Annotated in this window: 5 protein-coding genes; all 5 read left to right on the top strand. The window is 68.4% G+C overall.

Going from position 1 to position 4,541, the window contains the following annotated elements:
- Nucleotides 1–179: 179 nt before the first annotated feature.
- On the top strand, nucleotides 180–2,327 hold the full coding sequence (locus AC1DU6_RS20965) for a secretin N-terminal domain-containing protein (RefSeq protein ID WP_457321318.1): 2,148 nt from the start codon (nucleotides 180–182) through the stop codon (nucleotides 2,325–2,327).
- Between the two features lie 113 nt (nucleotides 2,328–2,440).
- Nucleotides 2,441–2,947 (top strand): type II secretion system protein, encoded by a 507-nt coding sequence (locus tag AC1DU6_RS20960; RefSeq protein ID WP_457321320.1) that lies wholly within the window; start codon nucleotides 2,441–2,443, stop codon nucleotides 2,945–2,947.
- Complete coding sequence (locus AC1DU6_RS20955) at nucleotides 2,947–3,327, top strand: type II secretion system protein (protein WP_056200547.1); 381 nt, start codon at nucleotides 2,947–2,949, stop codon at nucleotides 3,325–3,327. The genes AC1DU6_RS20960 and AC1DU6_RS20955 overlap by 1 nt, the downstream gene beginning before the upstream one ends.
- On the top strand, nucleotides 3,314–3,835 hold the full coding sequence (locus AC1DU6_RS20950; RefSeq protein ID WP_457321322.1) for a type II secretion system protein: 522 nt from the start codon (nucleotides 3,314–3,316) through the stop codon (nucleotides 3,833–3,835). Before AC1DU6_RS20955 ends, AC1DU6_RS20950 begins: the two co-directional genes overlap by 14 nt.
- A 252-nt stretch (nucleotides 3,836–4,087) precedes the next feature.
- Nucleotides 4,088–4,541 (top strand): NF038120 family PEP-CTERM protein (locus AC1DU6_RS20945; RefSeq protein WP_477859324.1); only part of this gene is annotated, 454 nt, incomplete at its 3' end.

The raw sequence follows: 4,541 nt of genomic DNA, 5'->3' as shown, positions 1-4,541 counted from the left end.
GTCTCCGACAGCGGCGTGCGCCTGACCTGGCTGCCAGGCCAGCTTCCCCAGAACATCGTCTTCAGGCCCATCCCATGAAGCAGCTCTTCCTTCTCTTCCCRGGAAAACGCCGGGCCGCCCCAAGTTTTCTCGCTCCCCTCGGGGGGCGGACGACGTTCCACGTCGTCCTTGGGGCATTTGTGACTGTGCTGCTCGTGGCCTGCGCCAATCCGGCGTTGCGCCAGGCCGAAGACCTCGGCCGCAGCAACCAGTGGCCGGCCGCCCTGCGTGTGCTGGACGATGCCCGTGCCAAGGACCCGAACGACCCGCAATTGCGCGCCGCCCAGGTGCGCGCCCGCGAACAGGCCACGGCCCGCCTCATCCTGCAGATCGAAGCCCTGCGCGGCGCCGGGCGTTGGGACGAGGCTTCGGCCTTGCTGAGCCAGTTGGCTCTGGCCGACGCCAAGCACCCGCGCCTGGTCGCCTTGACCACCGAGGTGGAGCGCAGCCGCCGCCAGGATGCCCAGCTGGCCACCGGCCGCGCGGCGCTGAAGGAGGGCCGCCTTGAGCGCGCTGAAGGCGTGGCCCGCGAGATCCTGGCCGAGTCGCCCCAGCATCCCGGCGCCCGCCTGCTGGCCAGCCAGGTCGCCCAGGCGCGGCCGCTGGAAGCGGCGGTCGGCGAGCTGGGCCCGGCCTTCCAGAAGCCCGTCACGCTGGAGTTCCGCGAGGCGCCGCTGCGCCAGGTCTTCGAGGCGCTGTCCCGCTCCAGCGGCGTCAACTTCGTCTTCGACAAGGACGTGCGCGCCGATGCCCGCGTGACCGTGTTCCTGCGCAACGTGACGATGGACGAGGCCATGCGCGTCATCCTCGGCACCCAGCAACTGGACCGCAAGCTGCTCAACGAAACCTCGGTGCTGATCTTTCCCAACACGGCCGCCAAGCAGCGCGAGCACCAGGAGCTGATCACCCGCACCCTCTACCTGACCAACGCCGACGTGAAGCAGGTGCAGGCCATGGTGCGCACGATTGCCAAGGTGCGCGACATCCACATCGACGAGCGCCTGAACCTGCTCATCGTGCGCGACACGCCCGAGGTGCTGAGACTGGTGGAAAAGCTCATCGCCTCGGTCGACCTGCCCGAGCCCGAAGTGATGCTCGAGGTTGAGGTCATGGAACTGGCTACCGACCAGGTCGACTCGCTGGGCCTGCAGTGGCCGGAGGAATTGCAGGTGGGCATCAGCGACGCGACGGGTGCGATCCCGTCGCGCGTCTTCATCGGCGGCAAGAACCCCATCAACTTCCGCGCCAGCATCGCCAACCCTACTGTGATCGCCACGCTGCGCGGCACGGCGGGCAACTCCAACATCCTGGCCAACCCCAAGATCCGCGTGCGCAACCATGACAAGGCCAAGGTTCACATCGGCCAGAAGCTGCCGGTGTTCACGACGACGACCAACTTCACCGGCTCCACCTCCGTCGCGGCCTCGGTCAGCTACCTGGACGTCGGCTTGAAGCTTGACGTCGAGCCCACCATCCAGCTCGACAACGACGTCGTCATCAAGATCGGCCTGGAAGTCAGCAACCTGATCCGCCAGGTCACCGGCCCCGGCGGCACGACGGCCTACGAAATCGGCACCCGCAACACCTCCACCGTGCTGCGCCTGGCTGACGGTGAGACGCAGGTGCTGGCCGGCCTCATCAACGACGAGGACCGCAAGAGCGGCACCGGCATCCCGGGCCTGTCGCGCATCCCCGTGCTGGGCCGCCTGTTCGGCACCCAGACCGACACGCGCAACAAGACCGAGGTGGTGTTGCTGATCACGCCGCGCGTGGTACGCAACCTGGCCGTGCCCGATGCGTCCCTCACACGCCTGGCCAGCGGCACCGATGCCAGCCCCGGCGCCTTCAGCAGCCTGCTGCGGCGCGATGCCCGGGTCGGTGTGGCGCCCAGCAGTGGCGGCGCCGCCGCGCCGGCCGCGCAAGCGCAGCCCAGCGCGGCCCCTGCCGAGGCCCTGCTGAAGCTGGACGTGACGCCGCAGATCCCGGCCGGCGGTACCGTCTCGGTCGCGCTGAAGAACGACAGCGGCCTGCAGATCAAGGGCGAGCTGGAATACGACGCGGCCAAGCTCACACCGGCCCAGCCCCTGCAGGGCGTCACGCCCGGGCGCTATCCCGTCGAGCTGGCGCCACGCGGTGAACGCGTCGTCGCCTTCCGCGCCCTGCCGCCGGCGGCCGGCCAGGTGCTCAACATCGGCGTCAGCTCGCTGTCGGCCAGCGGACTGAATGGCGAATCGGCATCGGTGCGACTTGAAGGCTCGGGCCTGCTGACCGTCGAGGCGGTAAGGTGAAACTGCCCCTCGCCCTGCTTCGCGCCGCTGAACGCGGGCGAATCCGGTCGGTCCCCCGAGGGGACGGCGATGCTTGCCGGCTTGACCGGCCAGCATCGCCAGAACGGGCCGGCTTGGGAGCGGCCCGGCGCTCGGCCCGCGGGCGTCACGCGGGTTTTGTTCGTGGCTTTACGCTGATCGAGATGCTGGTCGTGCTGGCCATGCTGGGCGTGCTCGCGTCTGCCGCGCGGCCCTTGCTCGAGATGTCGGTGCAGCGCAGCCGCGAGCACGAGCTGCGCCAGTCGCTGCGCACGTTGCGCGAGGCGCTTGACGCCTACAAGCGCGCCACCGAGACCGGCAGCATCGTGCAAAGCCCCGAGGACAGCGGCTACCCACAGAAGCTGCAGCTGCTGGTCGACGGCGTGGCCGATGCCAAGTCGCCCAACGGCCGCAAGATCTATTTCCTGCGCCGCCTGCCGCGCGACCCCTTCGCGCCTGCAGAGCTGAGCGCGGCCGAGACCTGGGGCCTGCGCGCTTACGACAGCCCGCCCGACGACCCGCGTGCGGGCAAGGACGTGTTCGACGTCTATTCGCGCTCGGAGCGCAAGGCGCTGGATGGTTCGCGGCTGAAGGACTGGTGATGGCCAGGCAACGCGGCTTCACCCTCATCGAACTGATCGTCGTCATGGCCATCGTGGCACTGCTGGCGTCCATTGCCGCGCCGCGCTACTTCACATCGCTGCACAAGAGCAAGGAGACGGCCCTGCTGCAGTCGTTGACGACGATGCGCGATGCCATCGACCAGTACGCCGCCGACAAGGGCCGGTATCCCGAGTCGCTGCAGGAGCTGGCCGCGGCGCGCTATATCCGCGGCATTCCCGAGGACCCGCTGACCGCCAGCCGCGAGACCTGGATCGAGCTGCCGCCACCGACTGAGATGCAGGCCAGCGGCCGGGTCTGGGATGTGCGCAGCGGCGCCGCCGGGCGCTCGGCGGACGGCAGGCTCTATGCGGACTGGTAGCAGCCGCACGCGGGGCTATTCCTACCTCGCGGTGCTCTTCCTCGTCGCGTTGACCGCGGCGGGCCTGGCAGCCCTGGGCCAGGCCTGGAGCACGGCGGCCCAGCGCGAGCGCGAGCGGGAGCTGCTGTTCCGCGGCGGCGAGATCGCGCGCGCCATCGTGGCCTATGCGGCGGCCACGCCCAACCCGCCGCAGCAATACCCGCGCAGCCTGGACGACCTGCTCATCGACAACCGCGTACCGAAGCCGCGGCGCCATCTGCGCCGCGCCTATGAGGACCCCTTCACCGGCAAGGCGGACTGGGAGCTGGTGGCCGAACCCGGCCAGCCCGGCGCGTTCAGTGCCGTGCGCAGCCGCTCTGAGCATGCGTTGCTGCGCGAGGTTGGCCCGGACGGCTTGCCGGTCCGGATTGCGCGCGACCTGCTCTTCTCGCCACGCACCGTGGCCAACCTGCAACTGCCCGCCGACCCCGCTTCGGCTGCCTCAGCGGCCAGTGGCGCGTCAAGGTGATTTGTCCTATGAAATTTCATACGGGTTAGTCAAGTCTGCTGACTCGGTGAATACCCGTTCCCCCCTTGCTTGGATGCCGGGCAACTGGGGATGGCCGTGAAATCCTGCTCGCACAGAATCGGCCGCCTAAATGGACGCTTTGTCCATTGGCAGGACATCAACACGGCCCACGCCGTCGACGATGCCGCGGTGCCTTCGGCGCTGCCCCGCCTGCTCGGTAGATTCAACTGATCAAAGAAAGTGGGTAGTTAAATGAAGAAGGTATTGACCTTGGTCGCGCTGGCCGCGGCCGCATTCACGGCGTCGATGGGCGCCCAGGCGGGCGTGCTGCGCTCGACCATCGATTTCGAGACGCCGATCGACGGCTCGCCCTTCCTGTCGTACCCGGGTTTGCCGCTGCTGGGCAATGGCGACGAGTTCTATCAGCCGGGTATCGCCGGCCACACGATGTTCTTCGACCCGTTCTCCAACAGCGCCCTTGCGCAGCCGGCAGATCTCGTTGGCGTGATGGCCGCAGGTGCGGATTGCTTTGGTGCGCAGTGCCCCGTGAACAACGCCAGCACCTACATCGGCCTGCTGGATGACGCCGTGCTGCTGTTCGGCGCCAACGACGGCTTCCGCTTCTCAATCAAGAGCTTCAAGGCAAGCTTCATCGGCAATGGCGACCCCATCGCCGCGACCCCCGGCTTCGTACGCCTGCAAGGTG

Source organism: Roseateles sp. P5_B10 (assembly GCF_056400485.1).
The sequence above is the reverse complement of the archived record's forward strand: the minus strand, read 5'-3'. Positions and strand labels throughout refer to the sequence as shown.

Excerpts from the sequence above, each read along its gene's own strand:
- AC1DU6_RS20955 (WP_056200547.1), top strand. The coding sequence starts at position 2,947 with ATGGCCAGGCAACGCGGCTTCACCCTCATCGAACTGATCGTCGTCATG.
- AC1DU6_RS20950 (WP_457321322.1), top strand. The coding sequence starts at position 3,314 with ATGCGGACTGGTAGCAGCCGCACGCGGGGCTATTCCTACCTCGCGGTG.